The sequence below is a fragment of the Virgibacillus sp. DJP39 genome (assembly GCF_049310925.1).
Lineage (GTDB): Bacteria > Bacillota > Bacilli > Bacillales > Amphibacillaceae > Virgibacillus_F.
This window is the reverse complement of sequence record NZ_JBMERP010000202.1, coordinates 1-688: the sequence shown is the minus strand read 5'-3', so window position 1 is coordinate 688 and position 688 is coordinate 1. Positions and strand designations below refer to the sequence as shown.

General features: G+C 34.3%; 1 pseudogene. It reads left to right on the top strand.

From position 1 onward, the window contains the following. Positions 1 to 79: 79 nt before the first annotated feature. Positions 80 to 688, top strand: a pseudogene (locus tag ACOI1D_RS21805) (RNA-guided endonuclease TnpB family protein); the annotation flags it as partial.

The window sequence follows — 688 nt, the reverse complement described above, 5'->3', positions numbered from 1 at the left end:
GTACGTTCGCATATTAAAACGTGAAGTACGTGGAAAAGTTCGCTACTTTATTCAACTTATCCAAGAAGGGTATCCACCAATGAAAAGAAATCGTAAGATTTCTAACGACGAAACAAAACGTGTAGGATTAGATATTGGTACATCTACTATTGCGATATGTAGTGAAGAGAAAGTCCAACTTCAAGAACTCGCACCAGCATGTAAAACTAACGAAAAAGAACTAAAACGAATTCAGCGTAAAATGGATAGGTCTAAACGAAGTACAAATCCTAATAATTTTAATGAAAATGGAACAATTAAAAAAGGTAGACGAATTTGGATATACTCTCAAAAGTACGAGAGACTACGCAAAAAAAGAAAAGAACTTTTTCGCAAAATCGCTGTTCAACGTAAAATGTCACACGAAAAAATAGCTAATGAAATCCTTTCTCTTGGTTCTGATATTCGAGTTGAAACGATGCGGTTTCAATCTCTACAAAAGCGTGCAAAAAATACCACATACAATAATAGAAATGGTAAAATCAACCGCAAAAAGAGGTTTGGAAAATCAATAGCTAATCGTGCTCCTGCAATGGTACTAACAATAATTGACCGAAAACTAGGTTATCAAGGTCTTTCTTTAAAGAAAATAGATACTCATGCAACAAAAGCGAGTCAATTCAGCCATATAACAGGAAAGTACAGTAAG